Consider the following 23,015-nt stretch of genomic DNA (forward strand, 5'->3'; position numbering starts at 1 on the left):
ACTACTCGTTCTTGTGCAACCAAATGCCGTCCATATGAAATCCTGCTGCCTTTCCAATCAAGTCTTCATTATCTGCCGGATTGAGAAACACTTGTACAATTTCTGCTTCTGATACATCCAGCGGCCCATCCGCTTCCGGTTCAAACCAATAGGGTAAAAAGGTTGGGTACGGACGAGGCAGCAGCACCATTTTTCCCGGTTCAAAATCTTCTTTCTTTAGCGTGATGGTTTCTGTCTGGGCAGTAACCTCAATTCCTGTGGCGTATGGAATGCCCCGCCGGTCTGTAACCACTACCGTCAACTGTTGCCGGGCGGCTGTGGCGCCGGATATTTTCAGCGAAAGTGTTTGAAAAGATTCACCGGTGCGATCTTTTAAATAACCGCCGACATATACACTTAGACCGGGAATGTCGGGTGTTCCTTCCAGACTATCTGCAAAAACGCGGACATAAGACTCGCCGGTATTCTGATCAAACCCCAAACTGCGCTGGTAATCGCTGGACCAGGGTGAGAAAGCAAAATCTAATTCAGCTGCATCCTCTGTGGCCGAAAATACCTGAACGGGCGCCTCAGCGGGAAGCACCGGCACGCTCCACATTTCCTCATGATAATAATCCCACGCCCACGGGTAGCCGGGATGTCCCCCTGGGAAGGTAATTTGCTCCTCCTCTTCCCCAATGGTAATCCAGTAATTCAGCTGTCCTTGGGTTAAAAAATCGGCAGGCAACTCGGCTGCATATATCCCCGGCTTCATTTCTTCCATGGGGAAACTGCCGCCCTGACGTCCATAGGGAGCCGCAATCACGCGAACCTCCCGCTCACCCACTCCAAGCACCGTTGCTTTTATAGATGCCGGCTCGCCCGCTAACAGGTTTTTTTCGGGTTGATGTGTGACCACCGGTTGTTCGTAGGTGTTAGCTTCTGGGGCATAAAATTCATTCAGGCCGATATTTTGTTTCCCAATGGTAGTTTCCGCTTCAGGCCGGCTGTTTTTCTTTGATGAATGCGTGAGCAGGTACGTTCCGGGATTTACCTTAAACAAACCCTCTTCTGCTGCAGTCAATTGAGCGTTTCCATCATTCAATCCGGAAACAGAAAAATCACTCCCCAAATCCGGCAGGTTTATTTCCATTTCGCGTTCACCCCACAAAATATGCGTTACCTCTTTGCTAAAATTGGGCTTGGCAAAAGGATCGCTGACAGGCACCGCATCGGGATACACTTCCAGCCGCCACACGCCCTCTTCCAGCTTATCCAGGAAATACACGCCCGTACCGCGGTACTTTACAACGGGCGAGGAGCCCGCTCCCGCAATGTGCCTCAGGTTTGAAGGAGAAGAAGGCTCGGATTCGGTGTGATTGGTGTAATAAAATTTTTCCCCGGAGTTCAGCTCGGCCAGGTTTTGGGAATGACTCAACCGAAAATCGCCAAACACAGTATCAGCTAAAAAAGAATCAAAGGTTTGGCGGCGATCTACCTGGTGAAAAACTTCCGAGGCAATCATCATACTGAGGGCTCTTTTTGGAGAATACGCCAGGTTCAGAAAATGCGTGGGATAATCGGAGTTGTGCGGCGCAATGGGCACCGGATCGTAGGCAAATTGTGTGGCCCATTGGAAACCGGCCTCGCGAAAGCTGCGGGCCATCATCGGATAGGCGTACGTGTGACGCGTATCAGCGGCATCAAACTCGTACACCATCATGGCTTTACCGGAAAAACCCGCTCCATCCCGAAACGGAATGGGATAATCGTGCACGTAAGGCATATAATTTTGATGCTGGGTTTCCCCGCCTACCAATCCGCCGGGATACCATTGAAAGGTGAGACCATCTACCTCGGCCCGCATCACCGCATCCACTACCGAGGGATTTTGGGCGATGTTATAAAATATGGGTTTTTCCCAGCCGGTATCGCGCACGTGATCGGCCATTTCGTTGATGAAATCCGTAATGGCTTGTTCATCGCCCCAATGCGAGGGTTCGTTAATAATTTCCATAGCGATGATATTGGGATCTTCGCGGTAGGTTTTACCTGTGTATGGATTTTTGTGATTCAAAAACTGATCGAGGTAATTTTTGATAACCGGATAGAATTCCTCATTCCGGGGCGCTTCTCCTTTGGAGATGTAATTGGCGAAACCGTCGGTGGGCGTAGCGCCATCGGGATAGGCATTGTTATAAAAAGTTAGCGGGGTGAGGATAACTTTGATGTTCCGCTCTTCCAGCTTGGCCAGCATATAATCAAACAAATCCAGGTGTTCGTTGGGGATGAGATTACCCAGGCTGTCGCTGATCTCCGTATCCCAGAGGTGAATACGGAAGGCATCTAAACCCAGCCGTGCAAAGTGGTACACATCCTGGTCGATAGCCGCTTTATGATCTTCGCCCAACAACTTTAACGCGCGGTAGCTGTGGGCAAAAGGCGTGGAATAGTTCACCCCAAAATAGGTGACTTCTTCCCCATCCGGTGAACGCAGCACACCATCCTCATCCACATAATGAAAGGCATTCTGGGCAGCCAGTGGGGACATCATTCCAAATAAAAAAAGAAGCAGCAGACTGCTTAATCGCCCTAAATATTTCATTTTTAATTTTCGGTTCATTCGTATCTATTATTGTTAAAATAAAGAGTGTCGTCGCGCGGAGTTAACCAGCTTGAAATTTGATTTATTAAGCTAAGCGATGCGGCCCCGAGCAGTCGGGGTTGAATCTTAGCAACTCCATTTCCATCATTTCGTTGTTAAACATCCGGCCAGTATCCGGGAGATTGCCGCGTTCCCGAATACTCGGGACAATGACGATTTATTTATTGAACTCAAATTACTTCACCAGCATCATTTTTCGGGTTTCCACAAACTCCCCGGCCTGCAGCCGGTAGATGTACAAGCCTGATGAAAGATTAGACGCGTCAAACACCGCCGTATGCTCTCCGGCCGCCTTCCGCTGTCCATTTACCAACCCGGCCACTTCCCGCCCCAAGGCATCGTACACCGTTAGCTCCACCGTACTATTCACGGCTAACTGGTAACTGATTAATGTAGATGGATTGAAGGGATTCGGGTAATTTTGCTGCAACTGAAAATCACGGGGAAGCTGGCCTTGGTGTTCGTTAGAGACGGTAATGGCTTCACACGATCCCCACTTAAAAGAAAACACGGTATCGTCTTCGGTGATGTTGTATCCGCGATCCGAATCGTACATATCGGCGCAGGCATCGGGGACGGTTTCGCGGGCATTCCAGTCATTTCCCGAGAGAAAGTAATAGGCGCCGGAGTCTCCAATTTCTAATTCGGTTTGATAGGAGAATATTCCTTCCTGCTGCTCGGTCATCGGGATGATAGACCAGTTACCACCTCCCTCATCTGCCGTAAAAGTTCCGGTGACGTACACACCATTCGAATAATCCACCCCGGCGTCCGTCATATCTACTTTAAAAGTCACCTCTACCTCGCCGGAGGCATAAATGGCCTCGCAACTGCCCCACTTAAAATCAAAGAGCGTGTCCTCACCTGGCATGGTGTAGCCGCGGTCGGTATCCCACATGGTGGCACAGGTTTCTGGTACGGTTTCGCGCGCATCCCAGCTGTTGCCGTTTACAAAATAGTAGGCACCGGAATCGGCCTCATTTATATAGGTATAATAGCTGTAGATACCGTCGCGCTCATCGGCCATGGGCAGCAGCTGCCAGTCGCCCCCTTCTTCCTCTACGGTAAAACTACCGGTGATATACATCCCTTCTTCTGAAACTTCTTGCCCACTCATATCTACTTTGAAGGTGGCTTTGGGCGCTTCAGGGTTTTTGTAAAATTCGGGATTCATCCAGCGGCCGCCGCCGTTGTCCATAAAGTTGTAGTCGCCGGGTGTAAAAAAGGCGACATGCGTGTGCGATGACCCGGTAATCCAGGGCGTGCGGCAGGGCGTATCTACCCAGGCCGGTTCCCAAAAGATGACGCCACTTCCCCCGGCACGAATCACTGCACGGGTGTAGTCGGTCATGTACTCCAGTTGTTTTTCGGGGATAACGGGAAGGTAATTTGGGGAGGGTTCGTCAATAATGCCACCCATATCATCCGACCACAGATACCCTGTTTCCAACACCATTACTTCGCGGTTCGGATAATCTTCCACCAATCCAGCTACAATATTTTCCAGCTCAGGGATGCTGGCATCGTGCCAGGCGTAGTAATAGGAAAAGCCAATGATATCAAAATCGGTTACGCCGTTATTTATGATGTTGCCAAACCACCATTGCAAACCGTTCAAACCGGCAAAATGCAGCGCTATTTTTGGATCGATGGAGGCTGTTTCACCCACATCCCGTACGGCTTGTATACCGGCATTAAACAGCTGTGCATGGCGCGACCAATTATTCGAATTCGGAACCCGGCCGGCGGTCTCAAATCCGTCTTCTTCCGGGATGTGAAACATCATGCCGGAGTTGTTTTCGTTCCCTACCTGCACCAGGTTGGGCATCAGGCCTTCGGCGTCCAGCTCGGTTAATACATCGGAGGTATATTCATACACCGAGTCGGCCAACACCTCCACATCGTCGGCAATATCAACCCAATGTTTAGGTACTTGCTGTCGGCCGGGATCTGCCCAAAAATCCGAGTAGTGGAAATCAAGCAGCACTTCCATACCGTTATCACGGGCGCGGCGGATGGTTTCTTTTACATCTTCCAGGTTGCTGTATACAGGCTTTACACCTTCGGGTTGTTGCAGCGGCGCTTGCCACCAGGAAGGGTTCACCCACAGCCGCACCCTTACCAGGTTCGTGCCTTGGTCAGCAAAAATCTGGTAAGGATCGGTTGATTGACCCTGGTATTTATAATCGGCCCCACAATCCTCCATTTGATTCACATAGGAAAGATCATTCCCAAAATAAAAATCCTGGTTTTGTGCTTGTCCCGGATTGGCAAATAACAGAAACATACATACAAGACATACCGGTATTTTTAAAAAATCTTTCATAGTAAATTTTTTGGATGAGAAACAGTTTATAAAAAGAAAACCGCGAAGGCGCTAAGAGCGCAAGGAGAATTCAACGTTCTTAGCGCGCTTTGCAGTTTCCATCCACTAAAGCAATGGCGATTGATTACTTAATCAGCATCATTTTACGGGTAAATGTGCCGGCTTCAGTTTTTAACCGATACAGGTAGATGCCGGAATTAAGCTCCGAGGCATCAAAAGTCGAGGTGTGCTGCCCGGCAGATTTCATGCCTTGTTGAAGAGTGCGAATTTCACGTCCCAGCGCATCATACACCGTAAGCTCTACATTGGAGGCATGCTCCAGCGTAAAACTGATGTTGGTAGTGGGGTTGAATGGATTCGGGTAGTTTTGAGCCAACGCAAAAGTGCGGGCTACATCTTCTCTTTCATTGGAAACCGCGCCTCCCTCAACAATAGAGAAACTGTTTACAAATAAACTGCCCTGACCGGTATCGCTCCAGTTAGGCCGTCCATCATTGAAAAAGTTGATACGATCTGCCGTAACACCTTCAACGGTTCCACTGAAATCAACATGAGATTGCTCGGTAATAGCCACGACGGTATAATCCAGGTTTGCGCCGTTTTGCGTGATGGAAACATCCAGCGCTACACCGCCCTGTCTCCATTGGTCACCTTCGTCCCAGTCAGCCGTGGAGGCGTGTGCTTCCACAGAATCACCGTTAACAAAGTAACCGGCCTGATCAAAGTCTAACCGCATTACGGCTTCTGTGTCCCAGCCACCGTTGTGCAAGGTAAAACCCGTTAAACCGGGAGAAGCCCAGTTCCACGCCATCTTAAAGTTAAGTGTTTGTCCGTCTTCGAGCGCTGCAGCAAAGGCTCGGCCTAAGTCTACACGTTGGTCACTGGCATCCGATGCAGATGCACGCAGCACAAACGACATCCCGTCGGTATCAATAACGGCAGAATTTTCTCCGTTATCTGCGGCGGTTTGCAAGGTAATAGCAGCATCTTCACCGTTAATTATACGGTTCCATTCACCAAAACCGGTTCCCATATTTTCTCCGGCTTCAAATTCAGCGGCCGTATAATTTGAGGCATCATCCTCTGCTATCACTTCCTGCGCGTACAGGCCAGTGCCCGTTGCCAGAACCAGCAGAGTAGCAAGTAGTAATTGTCGCGTTATTTTCATAGGTAGATCTCCATTTAGGGTTAATTAAATCACGTTTGAGGGTAGTATTAGGGTTATTACAAATGTATTGGTGTGATAAAATCTGCCAGGTTCCGGGCATCACAAACCATCGGGGCTTTACCCGGCAACCTGACAGGTTACAACTATTAGTTATATCCGGGGTTTTGCTCCACAATGCCGTTACTCTGCACAATCACCGTTTGCGGAATAGGGAAAAGCACATGATGCGGCTGGGCGTTGCTCACTCCACGAGCCCGTGCATTTTCAATAAATTTACCATGGCGAATCAGGTCCATACGCCGCAAGCCTTCTCCATAAAATTCACGGGCCCGCTCTTCTAACAGCGCATCCAAAAATTGCTGGCTCGACAGCCCGGCCCATCCTTCCATATCCAGCCCGGCACGGTTGCGCACTTGCTCTACCAGTGCCAAAGCCTCTCCGGTTACTCCCTGCTGGCGTACTATCGCTTCCGCAAGCGACAGCAGCACTTCGGGGTAACGGAATATAGGTTGATCAAAATCATAGCCCTGACCGGGGTTTCCGGTAAGGTTTTGCGTAAATTTCAACGGAATGGCTCCCTGCATACCGTTGCCACGGCTTACGGTTGTACCGCGGGAGTTCTCATAACTGTCCACGATGGTGGCACGGCGTTCGTCTTCTTCAGAAAACTTGTCATAAAATTCCCAGGGCATGTAGTACACGTTCCAGCCCGGTTGTGTTAGCCCTTCAATACCGCTGGCATAATTAGAAGGCACTACCTCAGCTACCCAGTAATTGGGGGCGCCTTCACCGGCTGGTATAGCATGAATCATCTCGTTGTTTCGTTCGGCATGAAATACGTCGGCATAGTTGGGAAGCAGGCTGTATCCCATATTCATGAGATCGCGTGCCACAGCTTCGGCTTTAGGCCAATCTTTCTCGTGCATGTACAAACGCAACAAAATCATGCGGGCCGTTCCCTTGGAAACACGTCCCCAGTTTTCCGCATCGTTGTTATATTTTTCTTCCAGGTTGGGGATAGCCGCCAGCAGGTCGTTTTCCATGGCTGCCACGTACTCTTCCTGGCTTGGACGAGGGTTAATTTCCGTGTCGTGCAAGGTCTCCGGGTCCAGTTTAACCGGAACCGGGCCGTGGAAATCGTAGATAGAGAACATCAGCCAGGCCCGGAGGGTGCGTGCCTGGGCTACATAACGATCCCGAACATCCTGGGGTACATCGGCCTCGGAAGTTTCGATTTGCTCAATTACATCGGTAGCCCTTGCGATGAAGCGGGATTTGATGTAAGTGGCTGCAAATACGTTGCCTTCCATAGTAAAAGTAGCCGGGCCCCACGTAAAGTTGTTAAACACAGCGTGATCGGGGGCGTACATTTCATCGGTGGTTACCATGCTTTGACCCAGGTATGATTTGGGATCTGCATTGTAAAGCGCGGCCGACCATACGTTATCGCCAGGATCAGAAAAGCCCCAGTCGCTGGTAAAGGGACTGTACAGGGCCACTACGGCTTGGTCAAAATCCGATTCCGAGGAGAAGAAGGTATCGGGCGTTAAATCGCCATAAACCTCCGGCTCCAGCATATCCGAACATGCTGTCATCAGCAGGCCGCTCAGGCCCACCACAACAACCATTAGTAATGATAATTTTAGTTTCTTCATGGTTCTGCCTGTTTCTTTCAAATAATTAAAAACTCTGTTTGTTGATTTTCCGCTATTCATCCTTTTCATAATCGTCTTCTCCTATGCCCGGTTTAAAATTTGAGGTCTACGCCTACCGTCAGCGAATAAGACTTTGGATAAGGATTGGCTTCGGTGTATTCAGGATCAAAGCCGGAGTAATTGGTGAATACCCCCAGATCCTGCATGTTCACAAATAGCTCGGCCGAGCGCATGGACAAACCGGTCCGGGCCAGCAAACTTTGCGGAAGGTTATAACTTAGCGATACGTCCCCGATGCGGATGAAACTGGCATCTTGCAGGTCAAAATCGTCGCCTTCGGGGTTGTTTCCGGTATAGGGATTGTCGGCTACACCGGGACGTATACCGTTCGGGTTATCCGAGCTCCATACTTTTCTTGCCAGCTTGGTGGTATTCAGCGGGGCACCTGTTAAACGCAAACCAGCTACGTTAGGGGTGTAGTTGTTATAGCGGTCAAAGTCGAGATCACCATACACAAATACACTAAGCGTGAAATTGCCCGCAGAAAAGTTATTGCCCAAACCAATGGACCATTTGGGTATCCCATTTCCAATCTGAACTACATCTTCACTGTTCAGTTGTCCGTCACCATTTTGATCTACATAAATTACGTTCCCCAAATTGGCATCAGCCATATGAGAAGGTCGATCCGACTCACTTTTAATAATGCCATTTGTTTCCCATCCGTAGATAGCGCCATAGTCATCCGTTTCGCCTATATATTCTGGCAGATCCACGCGTGTGTTCCGCTCCTTCCAATAGCTTCGGTAGTAGGAAACATTAAAGTTGGTGGACCACTGGAATGTTTGACTTTGAAAATTTTGTGTGGTCAGCGAAAGTTCTATTCCCTGACTTTCCGTCGAACCTACGTTATCAGCCACAAGCCCCACCGCATTGTTGAAAGGCAGCGTGTTGAAGTCGAGCAGATCTTTGGCTGTTTTTTGATAGATATCGAGTCCACCGCGAATGCGATTGCGGAAGAACCCAAAATCCAATCCAAAGTTAATGGTCTGTACCGTCTCCCAGGTCAGGTTGGGGTTTTCAATTTGTGTGAGGGTCACCCCGTTGCGTACGGTGTTGCCAATCAGATAGGAGAAACCGGTGCCATACAGGCGCAGCGTATTTCCACTGAGCACACTTTCGTTACCGGCCAGACCGTATCCAAGACGTACCTTCAATTCAGAGATATCGCTGTAATCTCTCATGAAATCTTCTTCAGAGACAATCCAAGCGGCAGAAACACCGGGAAATACACCCCATTTATTGTTTTCAGAAAATACGCTGGAGCCATCCCGGCGTACAACCCCGGTGAGGATGTATTTATCATCAAGGGTATAATTCAGGCGCATAAACTGTGATAGTTTGGTGCGCTCGTCTTTGTAGGAAGTGAGCTCGTTGCGTTCGGCATCTTCGGCAGCGCCTACATTGTTATCCCGGAAAGCATCCGTAAAAAAGCCGATACCGACCAAACCAAAACCTTCATTGTTCACCTGGTACATACCCGCACCGGCTACAGCGGTCAGTTCACTGTTTTCAAATGCTTTATCCCAGGTTAAAAACCCTTCTACGGTTGAATTTTTACGGCTGTTCAGGTTTTTCTGGGCCATCCCGTCTGAAAGGTTAGCATGGCGAGACGTGCGGGGCAAATAAAAACCACGCTGCGTTTTTTCGCTATTGTACTGTGCGGTTACCGTACCCATCAGGTTATCGGTAAAATCCATTTCCAGCTTGGGAGCTACCGAAATATTTTGGGTTTCACTTTCATCCGAGATATCAAGGAAAGAAACCGGATTCATAATCAGCGTGTTATATGTTCGTGTGTATTCGCCAGTACCCTCTTCATACACATCCAGGTTTGGTGCATAAGCCACCGAAGCTTGTATCATATTGTACAAATCGGCCCCGCCAATACTGCTACCGGTAGTAGGATTATTTCCATCAATACGACTGATGGAAGTACGTACATTCAGCCTGGCAAAATCTCCCAGTTCCTGATCCAGGTTTAACCGGCCAGAGTATCGTGTGAGCGATGAACTTTTCAGGATAGCCTGATCATCCTGAAAGTTAAAGGAGGTGTAGATTCGGGTGGTTTCATTACCCCCGCTTACGGTGAAATTATGCTCCTGCATCCAGCCGTCTTCCATTACCAGGTCAGGCCAGTACGTGCCTTCGCCCGCACTGTTCATTTGACTTTCGGAAAATAATTGGGTGTAGGTATAATTAGCAGGATCGTTGTTACCGTAAGGGGGTAAGTTATTTTCGTAACGGTGATATTCATGGGCTAAACGATTTTGTTGTCGCATAAACTGCTCGGCATTCAGCAATGGAATGTAATCATGCGGACGTTGTGTGGTCACGCTACCTCTATAATCCACTTGAATTTTACCAGCTGCCCCGCTTTTAGTGGTGATAAGCACTACTCCGTTGGCCGCGGCCGAGCCGTAAATAGCTGCCGCACTGGCGTCTTTCATCACCGAGATAGACTCAATATCAGAGGGGTTCAAGTAACTCAATGGATCGCGATCCACCCCGCCGTAGAAACCTAGCACACTACCTGAACTGCCTTCATCAAACAAACCGGGAACGGTGGATGAGTTATCCGTAAGCGGAACCCCGTCAATTACGTATAGCGGCTGGTTGCTTCCGCCCGGCGAAATGGCCCCCCGCACGTTCACGGAAAGTCCGCCACCCGGCTGTGCGCTGCGGCGTTGCAAATTTAAGCCCGGTGCCTGCCCCTGCAGCATCTGGTTAAACGAGTTACGTGCTACCGTGCTCAATTCATCTGCACTTACCGAAGAAATAGAACCGGATACCGTACGCCGGCTTTGGGTTCCGTAGCCCACTACCACCAGCTCTTCGCCTTCGATAGCCTCAGGTTGCAGGGCTACATTAATGGTTTCCCTGCCACCAATTGGCACCTGCAGGCGCTCATATCCCACAAAAGAAAAAACCAGGGTATCCGAGAGGCTTGGCACATCCAGCGAATATTCCCCGTTTACATCGGTTGAAATACCCGTGGTAGTATTCTGTAAAATTACATTTACCCCAGGCAAAACCGAGCCATCCGTGGCATCTGTAACCACACCTGTTACAGTACCTTGCCCATATGCAGTGACAGAAAACATAAAAGCAGATACCATCACCACCAATGAGAATCTAAGTTTAAAACGTAACCTTGAAACCATATTCAACTCCGTGTTTAAGAGATCAAAGGAAATGATAACGATACCCCTTTGAGACTCATATTCTGTGTTAAAATTCCAACAGTAAGCGCTTTTTTACGCTTTTAAATTAATGTTATCGATAACATTTTAAATAATATAAAACCTCATCTTCAATAGTCAAACCAAATCTTTGAAAAAAAAGAAGCGCTTTTATCCCCCTCCTTGGCTTAAAAAAATCAGATCTTTAGAGATTTAGGAAAGAAAGATAGATTCTGATTAGTGACTTCTTAGACTTGTCCGCAGCCTCAAATTTGTGAGTGCCGCATTTTATATTCTTTTAATTTGGAATAGCCTGAATACCTTTATAAGTAGGTTTCACTTGTAAGATTCTCTGCTTTTCATCAAACTTCAACGGATCTATGGCTACCTCACGATGGAAGCCGGCTGCCCTGCCCATATTGATACCTTCCGGAACCGAAAAGCGATGATACACGATGTACCACTCATCTTTGCCCGGCACCTTAATTACCGAATTGTGCCCGGTACCGTAAATACCTGGTTCAGGCTCAGGCTTCTTCGCGATAACAAGATTTTCTTCAGGAATCTGTAACGGCCCTAACGGACTATCCGCCGTGGCATAGCGCACGCGATAATCAGGACTCCGGGTATCGTTTTCGCTCCACATAAAATAGTATTTCCCATTTCTGTAGAACACCTCCACTCCTTCGCGGAAGGTGTTATCAGGTGTCATCACTTGAATAGTCTCTTTTTTGAGGGAGATCATATCATCATTCAATTCTGCAACCGCCAAATAGCCATTGCCCCAATACAAATAGGTTTTTCCGGTTTGCGGATCGGTAAATACATCCGGATCTATTTCCTGACCACCTTGCACGCCTTCAGGCTTGTAATCAATGAGCGGTTGACCAGAATCTGTGAATGGACCGGTGGGTTCATCTGCTACCGCTACCCCAATTTGCTGAGCGGCCGTGAAGTAATAGAAGTATTTGTACTCGCCATCTATCTTCTTTTCCATAGCGGTGGGTGCCCAGGCATTTCTGTCGGTCCAACTTACGTCTTCTTTTAGGTTTAGAATGATGCCCTCATTTGTCCAGTTAACCAAGTCTTCCGAAGAAAATGTTTGAAAGTAATAGCCGCTCCAGCTATCAAAACCATCGCTGGTTGGGTACAGGTAATACTTTTCATCCTTATGCGAATAAAAGATTTCCGGATCGGCATAGTAGCCTTCCAGCACGGGATTATTATTTATTTCGGGAAGATCCCCGGGTGTACCCCATTCATTTAAAAGCCGCTTTAACTCACTACGGGTAATGGGCAACACGGAACCATGACGCGGATGGAAATCCATGGATATCTCATGATCCACCACCTCAAAATTTCTTAAATCCGTTGTTTTGGTAAACTGATAAGACCCTTGCATGTACACATCGTACATCAGAATATATTCATTGCTTTGATTCAGCTTAAACACCCCTGAACCTTCTACCGCTTCAGAAGTTTGCTGTTTGTAATCCGGGCTTTCCTCCCATTTACCGGAGGTTAAATCAGTGGTAGTGGCAAGCTTGATGCCATTGCCATGCCCCTCGGTTTTATAAAACAAATGGTACACATCATCTTTTAAAACAATATCGCCGTCAATGCAGGATTTCCCATTGGAAGGGAAAAACAATTGTTTGGGCTCGCTTTCCAAACTTGTAAAGTCTTCATTGGCATAGGCGTAGTAAATGATGTCCGACTCATCCCCATGCTTCATCGAGAAATAGATCATGTACTTGCCGGCTTCTTCGTCATAAATGGTTTGGGGCGCCCATACCCGCTTCAGGTCTTCATGGCCTTCAAAACGGTTTTGGATGTTTACTACGCTGGAAGTCCAGTTCACCAAATCCGGGGATTTCAGCAACACCATGGCACGATTGGAGCTCCACCCCAAGTGCGAAGTCATATCAGTGACCACCATATAAAAGTTGCCATCTTTACCGCGGAGAATATGTGGATCGCGCACTCCGCCTGTAGAACTAATCTTTTTAGAATCGAGAACGGGCTGGTTGTCATTCAGGACATAAAAGTTGTAACCGTCCAGGCTCACCCCAAAATGGATGGCTTCTTCTTCCACGCTATTGCCGGTAAAATAGGCGAAGAGATAGGCTTCCAAATCTTTTTCAAGCGGTTGCGCGTTAAGCGTGTTGAATGCTAATAGTGTGAGTACACCGGCTATGTAAATCTGGAGTCGGGTCATGTCTTTCTTTCCACTCGTTTTTTGCAAACCTGAGGACTTCCGATATCCGTCAGATTCGGCCCTTATGATGTAATTTTTTAATAGTAAATACTGTATCCAAAACACTTCCGGGGTTATCCTAAAGTGTTCAAATAATTTTTATGATCGCTGGTTTGTGGATTTACTCCAACTCGCCATCTTCTTCTAATTCCCTCAACAAATCACCTAAATAGTTTTCAAAAGCGGCCTGGTTAGTAATGCCGTTTGGTTCTTGCTCCCACGCTGCCAGGAAATAATAGCTTAACTTTTCTGCGGGATTGAATACCACCAGGTGATCGTCTTCGCCCGTGGTTACTTCACTAACTTCATCCAGTTTGTAGAAAACAGCCATGCCCAGTTTATCCGTATCATTTACGAGGGTTTGGGCGCCGTAAGTCGCAATGTAGCCCCAATTGGAACCTTCGCTTTTCATCAGCGGCAGACCATGATCTACAATGCCGGTGCTAAATCCTTCAATGGGTTTGGAAAATGTAAACTCTGCTTTGGTATGCCGGCCTTCCGGGAAAATGCTCAATGTAGATTGCAGGTCTACTTTGGTACCAGCGGTTTCCCATCCTTCATAATGAATATTTACCGAGGCTTTATCATCTGAATTTTCTATATCTACTGAAGTGTTTTCTACCTCATTAAAATGCAACACTTCTCCATCCACATATCGGCCAAACCCGCCAATACCCAGGGCATTTCCAACTTTGAGGATATCCATGCCCCAGCCGGCCATTTCGTGGTACGAATCAAAGCCTTCTCTACCCACATACGGTAAAGCCAGCGTGTCCACTTTCTTACCAAAAATATCGATGGCATTTCGCCAGTCCAGGTATAAGCGGTAGCCAACCTGCTGGTTTTCCCAGCCCGGACCTTCATAGCGGATGTACCAGGTATGATCGGTATGCTCTTCCGGCACGGTCATGCTGTCTACATTCTTGAACGAGCCTCCTATATACTCTTTGTGCCCCCGATCCCCATCTTGCCATTCCCCTCCTTCTTTGATAGAAATTTCGGCATATGGCGCAGTGGTATCATCTCCTGGTTTGGACTCACCGGTCGTTTTCTTTTTCTCCGTACAGGAGGCAAAGGCTACCATCAAAGCAAGGATGCAGGTGAAAACCTTTAGTTTAGAAGTTGGGAATGCTATACTCTTTCTCATTTTTACCGTCAATTTTTGGGTTGATAGATTTTTCCGACCTTCAGCTTGTCGCCTGATATATCCACTTCAAAATAGTGGGGATAGCGGATGTACCTCCCGTTTACACTTTTATGACTATGGGCTACCATCAGCAGCTTGCCTTCCAGGGTTCGGAACAGCATACCATGGCCAAAGTTGGGAGGAGTGATGGGCTCTTCTTCCTGAACCCAGGGGCCGTCGATAGTGCCGCTTTCAGAGTAGGCTACTCCCTGCGTGTACACATCGTGTACCCAGCTGGTCCAAATCATGCCAAGCCGGCCGGTTTCTGTACGGAACAGGTATGGTCCATCGGTCACTTTACTTGGGCCGGCACTTCCGTCTTCATATTCTTCTTCGCTCCAGGGAGAGTCCTTGGCGCGGAACAAGATTTCACGTCCGCCCACTGTACCGCTTAAATCAGGCTTCAGTTCAATTTTTTCCATCGTACCGTTCCAGTTCTGGAGCCATTCATGGCAAAAAATCATATAGGGTTTTCCATCCTCACCAACCCAAAAAGTACCGTCTAAAGTGGGTTCATCGGCTGGTAAATAGGTAGGATCTTCCATCGGCACATAAGGACCACCGGGTTTATCGCTTACCAGCACGTGACTGGCACGGCGATCAATCGCATTGCCCCTGACCGTATCAATTTGCACATCCCGGTTCGTGAAGGTGGCGAAGTAGTAGTACTTGCCTTTATACTGATGCAATTCTGCCGCCCAAATCATGGGATTAAGTCCCATCCAGGAACTGGGGTCGGTCATAGCTACTTCGTAGGGTCCATCCCAAAATTTCAGATCTTTGCTTTCCCAAAGTAAACCGCCGGTGCCCGTCATATAATAGGTTTCCGTTTCGGAATCAGCTAAAATGCTCGGATCGCTCAATATGATGGAATCCAGGGGGACATCTTGCCGTATTGGAAATCTTCTCCTCTCAAAGAAATCCAGGCTCCATTCATCCCGCCATCGTATCACCGGCTGGCCGTTTACTACTTCGATAGGCAGCCAAATATATCGGCCGTCGATATGGTTCTCCGGTTTCCAGCGGTCGGCCATAAAAATAAAGGCGTCCTCTTTACCCTGAACCGGGAGCACAAAAGTGCTTTGGGAATGGAACGTAACATCCGAGTCTTTCCCGATTGCCGGGTTGTTAAGCTCTTCCCAAGGACCCCAAATAGATTTTGCCCTGAATGATCGGGCCGCATTCGGGTCCCAGCCGGTGGCCCCTGAAGCAATCAGGTAATACCATCCGTCTTTTTGAAAGATCGCCGGAGCTTCATTATGGCCTCCGGGTTTTACTCGTATATATTTTCCGGTGAAATCCAGATAGTCGTCCGTTAATTCGGAGATGTGTAGGGTGAGATTGTCTTCGGCAGAATGAATGTGATAGGCGGTTCCGTCCTCATCCACAAAAAGGGTCATATCGCGCGACATCTGCCCTTTTTCAAAATCTCTTCGTACAAACAGGCCTTCTTCAATGGCTTCATGCCATTCGGGCGTCCACCACTCAAGAGTGTCTTCACCGGGCTTGGGCGATTTCCATGCTTCTTCAAAATTCACCGGCCACTGTTTGGCATTCGGGCGAAATGATTTCTGGTACTCGAAAGGTCCCGTCGGGCTATCACTTACAGCCAATCCCGTACGGGCGGCACTGTAGCCCTGGTCCTTCAACTCCAGGTGAAACCACATCACATATTGTTCGGTACTTTCATTGTAGATCACTTTAGGGCGCTCCATCACGCTGCCAGCCGTGATTTCAGAATCCGGATCCTCACTTACGGAGAGGGCCACGCCTTCCTTTTTCCAATTGTACAAATCATTTGAAGAATACACATTGATGCCCACATGGGCCTTGCTGGTTTTGCCCTTATGCTCTCCATACCAGTAGTACACGCCATCGTGGTACAAAATGCCGCCGCCATGGGCATTGATATGCACCCCGTCCGTATCTTCCCAAATTTCTCCGGGTTGAAAAGAGGTATGGTGTTGCGCCTGGGCCACCATCGGCGGCCCAAACACAACAGTGAACAGAAATAAGCAAAGGATTGCTTTTCTCATGGCAGGTCACCTGGCTTTTTCCTGTTGTTCTTTTAATTCTTTGTAATAAGCCTGCAGTACATAGAAGGCTTTCTTCTTTTCACCATTGTTACCAATCAGGCCTTTCCGGTTCCATCCATCCTGGTATTCGGGATGATTGCGGCGTGGAGAGCGAAAGTCCGTCAAAATCCAGGGTGAAAGTCCGGTGAAGTTGTCCGGGAAACGATTCTTAAACATATCTACTTGCTCCTCATAGTACCATTCCTGGTACTCTTCACTGAAACGGGTTAGCTTATCGGCATGAAAGCCTGGCTGGGCGCCCGCACCGGTTTCACTAATAAAAAATGGTTTGTCATATTTGGTTTCCCATTGGGCTGTGCGACAGGCATCGGGAAGTCCGCCGTACCAGCCGAGGTATTCATTCAGGGAAACGATATCGGTGTATTCACCCAATGGATCATCCACATAGTTTTTACCCTCGTTGTAACCAACCTCAAGAGCCGCCGACACTAAGCGGGTGTCGTCCATACGCTTGGTATCTTTTACCAGCGTGCTCATGAAGTCGGTTCGCGTTTCACTAACAGGAGTTTCATTACCAACCGACCAAATGATGACCGAGGCCCGGTTGCGGTCCCGGGATACCATTTCTTTCAGTTGAGCCTGCGCTTTATCCAGCACTTCGGGATTCTCAAAATCGATAGTCCAGTACACAGGAATCTCAGTCCAAACCAGTATACCTAAAGAGTCAGCCAGGCGCGGCATATATTCATTGTGTGGATAATGCGCCAGGCGTACCATGTTGGCATTGAGATCTTCCACCCATTCGTAGAGTTGAGCGGCATCATCACGGCTGTTGGCACGGCGCATCTCCGGAGCAATTTCTTCATGGATACTGATGCCCCTCAAAAAGACCTTCTCGCCATTCAACAGGATATCATCGCCCTGCACTTCCACTTTGCGGAAACCAATTTTATCGATGATTGTATGGCCGTCAAAACTGACCTTTACTTCATAAAGTTTCGGGTTTGATGTGGTCCACAGCTCCATGTTTTCCGCCTCAAAGTTAACCGCCACCGAATCGCCGGAAATAGCAAGAGCTTCTTCGAGTCCCAGTTCAGGGATTTCAATGATAGCATTGCCGGAAGCAGACTTGTTCATCTTCAGCCAGCCTGTGATTTGATAGCTATCATTTTCTAAAGCAGCTTTAATATCCTGTTGCTGATCCAATTGGATATGATATTGCTGTACAAATTGCTGTGGGGTAATCACCAGCTTCACATCCCGGGTAATACCGCCAAAATTCCACCAATCGGTGTTTACTGTGGGGATTTCTTCGGGGTGGCGTTTGTTATCTACCTTCACCACCAGGTTGTTGTCTTTTGCTTTCAAAAGTCCCGATGGAATCTCAAAATTGAAGGGCGTAAATCCACCTTTATGCATACCCAGCTTTTTGCCGTTCAGATACACATGCGCTTCGTAGTTGATGGCCCCAAAATAGAGGTGAGCCACTTCATCTTCGGCCATTGCAGGTTTATCAAAATACCGTTGATACCACACCGTCCCCTCATAATAGAGGAACACACGGTCCTGCGAATTCCAGTCACCAGGCACTTCAATGCTGTATTCATCACTGTAGCCGTGTTCGATTAAATCAGACTTTTCTGGGTTTTCGTTAATATTCCAGTAGGCTCCGCCGTCGTTTTCGTTTCGCTCTCCATACCGGTAGTTATAAAATCCTGTTTCATAGGGATCTATAATGTAGTGCCAGTCCCCGTTTAGCGACACGGCATTGCGGCCCTGCGTGTTGATAATCAGGTTATCCTGGGCAAAAAGTGGCTGCATCAGGGCAAGCATGAATAGTATTGAAAGAAGTCTTCTCATCGGTTTTCCTATTTAAAGATGCCGGGGTTCTAATTCCGGCACTATTTATAATTTATTCCTCAATCAGGCTTATCCAGTACGAATATGAGTATTGGTTGGCCTCCAGTCGGTATGGCTCATGTGGCAAAGCTCCCCAACTGTTATCTCCACCCACGCCGCGCTGTTTGTAATCCACGTGCAGGTACACTTTGTCTTCGGGATCTACATCAATGGTATGGCGCTGTTTTTTGGTTGCTCCCGGATCCAGTGATTCTGCGGATACATTCAGGGCGCTAAAGCCGAGGGGCTGATCACCCGTTACCTTGAGACCTTTACCTTTAGCATTCTGTAGTTTCAGCCAGCGTACGTCGGTTTTGTAGCCGTTTTCCTGCGGACGTATGTATTCCCATGTAAACTGATCGGCTACTGTGCTTTCGTAAGTTCCTAAAAAGGAGGCGGTTTTACGGTCGGAGTAGTTTTCCCATGGGCCTCTTCCGTAATAGCTCAGGTCTCCATACTCGCCTGGTAACTCAACGCGCATTCCAAAACGAGGCAGCTCAGGAAGATCGTTGCCTTGCATATCCAGCTCAGCCGTCACTTTAATATCTCCGTTATTGTGAATGAAGTAGGATACCGTGTATGGTACACCGGCTTCTGCCAACTGCATTTTTACGGTGATGGGCAGCCCTTCCGAAGTTTCTTCACCTACTTCTACTGCGTTTATTTTGGGGGATTTGTGCGCATTTTTCCACACAGACAATCTTGTCGGCATTCTGTTGCCAAAGTCATTATCCGTTGGGGCGCGCCAGAAATAAGGCGTTGGGAAAGCGGTAAGGACTTCGGCTTCTCCTTTCACATGATAAGAAGTGAGCTCGCCGGTTTCCAGGTCAAAGCTTCCCTGCATGTTGCCCGCTTCAAAGGTAAGCGAGTTTCCATCTTCCTGATAGGTCAGTGATTGCCCCTCACTCTCCATTGCCAGGTTTTCGAAGTAGTTTCCGGTTTGAAGGTCAAACTGCTCGCGGGCCAACTCATGTCCGGCTGGCACCAATTCGGTGGCATCTTTTGTAAATGCATACACACTCAGGTAGTATTCCCCGTCATTTTCCAGATTCTCAACCGGCAGGGTTACGGTTGTTGATGTCTGCGGAGCAGCCTGCACATCCAGGATGTTACCGGCTACTACTTTGCCATCCTTCAACAATTCCCACTTAAAATTAAATGCATCCAAATTGGTGTAGAAGTAATTATTTCGAACCGTCAGGTCCTGGTCATCCAGACTAAATTTGATGTCCTGATATACTTTTTTGACTTCAAAGAGTCCCGGATGTACAGATCGGTCGGCCGAAACGAGGCCATTAGCGCAGAAGTTTTCATCATGATGCAGGTGCTCACTTCCCAATCCTCCGCCATATACGAAGTACTCTTGCCCATCTTTTTCGTCTAACAAGCCCTGATCAACCCAATCCCAGATAAAGCCACCCTGCATGTGTGGACTGCTGTCAATGATGTCAAAATACTCCTGGAAGTTTCCATTACTGTTACCCATGGCGTGACTGAATTCGCACATAATGTAAGGCCGTGTTTTGCTATCATCGTCGGCATAGGCTTTCATGCTGTTTAGACCGGGATACATCGGGGCTACAATATCGGTATTCCGGTTTTCGCCGGCTTGTTCAAACATCACCGGACGGGAGGCATCAAACTCTTTCAGCCAGTCGTATGCATCATAAAACACCGGGCCATTCCCTGACTCATTCCCCATAGACCAGCTTATAATAGATGGATGGTTTTTGGTACGCTCTGCCATTCGCTTAATGCGGTCCATATGTGCCGGAGCCCATTCTTCCAAATAAGCAGGATGAACTGATTTATCAAAACCACCCTGCCACTCGGCACCCATAGCGTGGGTTTCAATGTTGGCTTCTTCCACCACGAACATGCCGTATTCGTCCGCAAGCTCATACAGTCGTATGCCGTGGGGATAGTGACTCATGCGGATGGCATTCACGTTGTGCTGCTTCATTAGCTCCAGGTCGCGACGCATGGTTTTCTCGTCTGGCACATGGCCTTTTACCGGATGGTGCTCGTGCAAGTTCACTCCGTTTACCATGATGGCATTGCCATTCACCAGCAACTGGGCATCCTTGATTTCTACCCGGCGGAACCCGGTTTTACCGTTGATGTGATTTTCATTGCCTTGCTCATCCTTCCAGGAGATGGTATAAGAATACAGATACGGAGTTTCGTTGCTCCATTTCTTCACATTGTTAATGGTTTTGGAGAAAGAAGCGCTAAGATTTTTAACCGGCTTCTCTTCAGAAAATACCGTATTTCCATTCGCATCTTTCAATACAAAAGACACTTTTTGCCCACCTGCTTTCACCTCTCCAAACTGACGGAAGTCCACTTCTACATCCAGTTTTCCGTGGGTATAGCTGTCATCCAGATTAGCATTTATGAAATAATCCCAGACGGTTTGTTTGGGCAGTGCTTGCAGATACACATCCCGCTCAATACCACTCAATCGCCAGAAATCCTGGTCTTCGAGGTAGCTGCCATCGTGCCATCTAAACACCTGTACGGCCAGCAAATTCACGCCTTCTTGCAAAAAGCTGGTTACATCAAATTCAGCGGGTGTTTTAGAAGCTTTGGTCATCCCTACTTCTTTACCATTCACATAGATTCTGGCATATCCTGAAATGGAGCCAAAGTGTAGAATAATTTCTTTGTCATCCCATCCTGAGGGCACAGTGAAGTTGGTACGGTAACTACCTACCGGATTGTAATCCCCATCGATGTAGGGCGGATTTTTCGGAAACGGATAAATGATATTGGTATAAATAGGCGTATCAAAACCTTCAAGCTCCCAGTTACTTGGTACTTTGATATCGTCCCAGTTATAGTCACTTAGATCAGTTTTATAAAAATCTTTTGGCCGTTGATCGGGATGCTTCACGATATGAAACTTCCAGATGCCATTGAGGCTTTGGGTCAGCTTTTCACCTTCCTGATGTACTATAAATTGAGCCCGACCTTCTTCTTTGTTCCGGTCTAAAATAGTGGGGTCTTCCCATTCATTTTGCTGGGCTTGTACAAATAAGGTTTGCACGATTAGAGCCAGTATGAGGATTAGAAACTTCTTCATATTTAATAAGTTAAGATCTGATGGTTTAAACGATACCGGAGCCTTCCGGCTTTATAAATTATGTTAACGTGTTTACCGAATAAAAAAACCCATGTAAAAGGAAACCCTTATAGCGTTTTCCCAAGCAACTGGTGCAAGCGTCTCGCTTGTACCAGTTTGTAGATTCTACCTGAGTTCTCTTATTCCAACAAACCACAAGCGAGACCCCGAATAACTCGGGGCGGTAGGCTGAGGAATATTGATAAACGGTAAACGCATTAGGTTACTTTTTGGAGTCTTTATATCGCATCATGGCTTCCACGAAATAGTAATCGCCGTAGGTCAACGGCACGTCTACTTCACTGTTGCCGGGCAAACTGCCTACGCCATGCTTTAGCAGGAAGCCGCCATTCTCGCCTTCTTCAGCCAGGTACTTAGGAGTCAGCAAACTGGAGAGCATATCTACTGCATTTTCATAATAGTACTCTGCTTTTTCGCCCTCTGATAACGTACTTAACTCAAATAAAGCCGAGGCGATGATCGCCCCCGCAGAAGCATCACGGTAGGTATCAGGAATATTCGGGGCATTAAAATCCCAGTATGGAATTTTGTCTTCCGGTAAATTGGGGTGACTCAGAACAAAGTCTGCAATATTTTGTGCTTGCTCCAGGTATTTCTCATCGCCTGTTTCGCGGTAGGTCATTACGTACCCGTACAAACCCCAGGCTTGTCCGCGGGCCCAGGCCGACTCATCCGCTGCCCCCTGGTTGGTAATGCGAGCTTTCACAGAGCCATCATTTTCTTTATAAATCACTTCGTGATAAGAGCTGTAGTCAGGGCGGAAATGATTTTCCATGGTGGTATTCGCATGGTTTACGGCAATGTCGTAATAAGTGCTGTCCCCGCTGTGCTCCGTAGCCCAAAACAGTAATTCCAGGTTCATCATGTTATCGATGATCACCACTAAGTCACCTTCTTCTCCCTTGTTCCAGGAGGCGTTATCCCAAGACCGGATCGCTTTTACCGTATCCTGGTAACGGGTAGCCAGCGACTTTGCGCTGTTCATCAGGATCTCTTCATACTGCTCATTCTCCTGCTGACGGTTGGCATTCCCAAAGCTGCAATACATCATAAATCCAAGATCATGGGTAGAAGTATTGTACTGTTCTTTTTTGAGATCTTTCATGACTTCCATGGCGCGCTTTCTCAGATGTGGAGCATCAATGGCTTCATCCAAATACAACAAGGTTCCGGGATAGAAGCCACTACACCACCAGCCCGAGCCGCTGGTTTCCAGCTCATCCCTTTCATCGTAATAGGTTTTGGGATATTCGCCCGGCTCAATTTGGCTGCCCAAATATTCGTACTGTTTAGCGGCCAGCTCCAGGGTGCTATCAATGGTTGAAATGGATGGTGATGAATCTTGTTGGGTCGCTGATTCGCTATTGCACCCTACAAAAACACTAAGGGTAAATAAAAAAAGTAGAAGTTTAATTTTCATTATTAGCTGGCTATTTCTAATGATTAATAGTTGAGTT

Annotated in this window: 11 protein-coding genes and 1 pseudogene; all 12 read right to left on the reverse strand. The window is 47.8% G+C overall.

Going from position 1 to position 23,015, the window contains the following annotated elements; all coding sequences use genetic code 11:
• Position 1: 1 nt before the first annotated feature.
• Positions 2–2,602 (reverse strand): glycoside hydrolase 5 family protein, encoded by a 2,601-nt coding sequence (locus FN815_RS04770; protein WP_142453478.1) that lies wholly within the window; start codon positions 2,600–2,602, stop codon positions 2–4.
• Between the two features lie 217 nt (positions 2,603–2,819).
• Complete coding sequence (locus tag FN815_RS04775; protein ID WP_142453479.1) at positions 2,820–4,970, reverse strand: T9SS type A sorting domain-containing protein; 2,151 nt, start codon at positions 4,968–4,970, stop codon at positions 2,820–2,822.
• Between the two features lie 124 nt (positions 4,971–5,094).
• On the reverse strand, positions 5,095–6,138 hold the full coding sequence (locus tag FN815_RS04780) for a T9SS type A sorting domain-containing protein (RefSeq protein WP_142453480.1): 1,044 nt from the start codon (positions 6,136–6,138) through the stop codon (positions 5,095–5,097).
• A 146-nt stretch (positions 6,139–6,284) separates the two neighbouring features.
• Positions 6,285–7,793 carry a RagB/SusD family nutrient uptake outer membrane protein gene (locus FN815_RS04785; protein WP_142453481.1) on the reverse strand — a complete coding sequence of 503 codons (1,509 nt, stop codon included), beginning with the start codon at positions 7,791–7,793 and terminating at the stop codon, positions 6,285–6,287.
• Between the two features lie 92 nt (positions 7,794–7,885).
• A complete protein-coding gene (locus tag FN815_RS04790; RefSeq protein ID WP_142453482.1) occupies positions 7,886–11,017 on the reverse strand; it encodes a SusC/RagA family TonB-linked outer membrane protein in 3,132 nt (1,043 codons plus the stop codon).
• Between the two features lie 316 nt (positions 11,018–11,333).
• Entirely contained in the window at positions 11,334–13,253 is a 1,920-nt protein-coding gene (locus tag FN815_RS04795; RefSeq protein WP_142453483.1) for a glycoside hydrolase family 43 protein, read from the reverse strand.
• Between the two features lie 160 nt (positions 13,254–13,413).
• The gene (locus FN815_RS04800; protein WP_221930240.1) at positions 13,414–14,439 is read right to left on the reverse strand and encodes a DUF4861 family protein; all 1,026 of its coding nucleotides are present in this window, start codon (positions 14,437–14,439) and stop codon (positions 13,414–13,416) included.
• 8 nt (positions 14,440–14,447) lie between these two features.
• Positions 14,448–15,404: a glycoside hydrolase family 43 protein gene (locus tag FN815_RS19270; RefSeq protein ID WP_342780475.1), complete on the reverse strand. Its 957-nt coding sequence runs from the start codon at positions 15,402–15,404 to the stop codon at positions 14,448–14,450.
• Positions 15,390–16,460: pseudogene (locus FN815_RS19275) on the reverse strand (glycoside hydrolase family 43 protein); the annotation flags it as partial. The gene FN815_RS19270 and the pseudogene FN815_RS19275, both read right to left, overlap by 15 nt.
• Before the next feature lie 60 nt (positions 16,461–16,520).
• A complete protein-coding gene (locus FN815_RS04810; protein WP_142453485.1) occupies positions 16,521–18,374 on the reverse strand; it encodes a glycoside hydrolase family 2 protein in 1,854 nt (617 codons plus the stop codon).
• 52 nt (positions 18,375–18,426) lie between these two features.
• On the reverse strand, positions 18,427–21,498 hold the full coding sequence (gene lacZ, locus FN815_RS04815; RefSeq protein ID WP_142453486.1) for a beta-galactosidase, LacZ type: 3,072 nt from the start codon (positions 21,496–21,498) through the stop codon (positions 18,427–18,429).
• Between the two features lie 262 nt (positions 21,499–21,760).
• A complete protein-coding gene (locus FN815_RS04820; RefSeq protein ID WP_142453487.1) occupies positions 21,761–22,978 on the reverse strand; it encodes an AGE family epimerase/isomerase in 1,218 nt (405 codons plus the stop codon).
• Between the last annotated feature and the right edge of the window lie 37 nt (positions 22,979–23,015).

Origin of the sequence: Gracilimonas mengyeensis, from assembly GCF_900182705.1 — a bacterium.
Lineage (GTDB): Bacteria > Bacteroidota > Rhodothermia > Balneolales > Balneolaceae > Gracilimonas > Gracilimonas mengyeensis.

What these genes read in the sequence shown, in the direction of transcription:
- FN815_RS04800 (WP_221930240.1), bottom strand. Translation starts at nt 14,439, where the DNA reads ATGAGAAAGAGTATAGCATTCCCAACTTCTAAACTAAAGGTTTTCACC.
- FN815_RS04790 (WP_142453482.1), bottom strand. Translation starts at nt 11,017, where the DNA reads ATGGTTTCAAGGTTACGTTTTAAACTTAGATTCTCATTGGTGGTGATG.
- FN815_RS04820 (WP_142453487.1), bottom strand. Translation starts at nt 22,978, where the DNA reads ATGAAAATTAAACTTCTACTTTTTTTATTTACCCTTAGTGTTTTTGTA.
- FN815_RS04775 (WP_142453479.1), bottom strand. Translation starts at nt 4,970, where the DNA reads ATGAAAGATTTTTTAAAAATACCGGTATGTCTTGTATGTATGTTTCTG.
- FN815_RS04795 (WP_142453483.1), bottom strand. Translation starts at nt 13,253, where the DNA reads ATGACCCGACTCCAGATTTACATAGCCGGTGTACTCACACTATTAGCA.
- lacZ (WP_142453486.1), bottom strand. Translation starts at nt 21,498, where the DNA reads ATGAAGAAGTTTCTAATCCTCATACTGGCTCTAATCGTGCAAACCTTA.
- FN815_RS04780 (WP_142453480.1), bottom strand. Translation starts at nt 6,138, where the DNA reads ATGAAAATAACGCGACAATTACTACTTGCTACTCTGCTGGTTCTGGCA.
- FN815_RS04785 (WP_142453481.1), bottom strand. Translation starts at nt 7,793, where the DNA reads ATGAAGAAACTAAAATTATCATTACTAATGGTTGTTGTGGTGGGCCTG.
- FN815_RS04810 (WP_142453485.1), bottom strand. Translation starts at nt 18,374, where the DNA reads ATGAGAAGACTTCTTTCAATACTATTCATGCTTGCCCTGATGCAGCCA.
- FN815_RS04770 (WP_142453478.1), bottom strand. Translation starts at nt 2,602, where the DNA reads ATGAACCGAAAATTAAAAATGAAATATTTAGGGCGATTAAGCAGTCTG.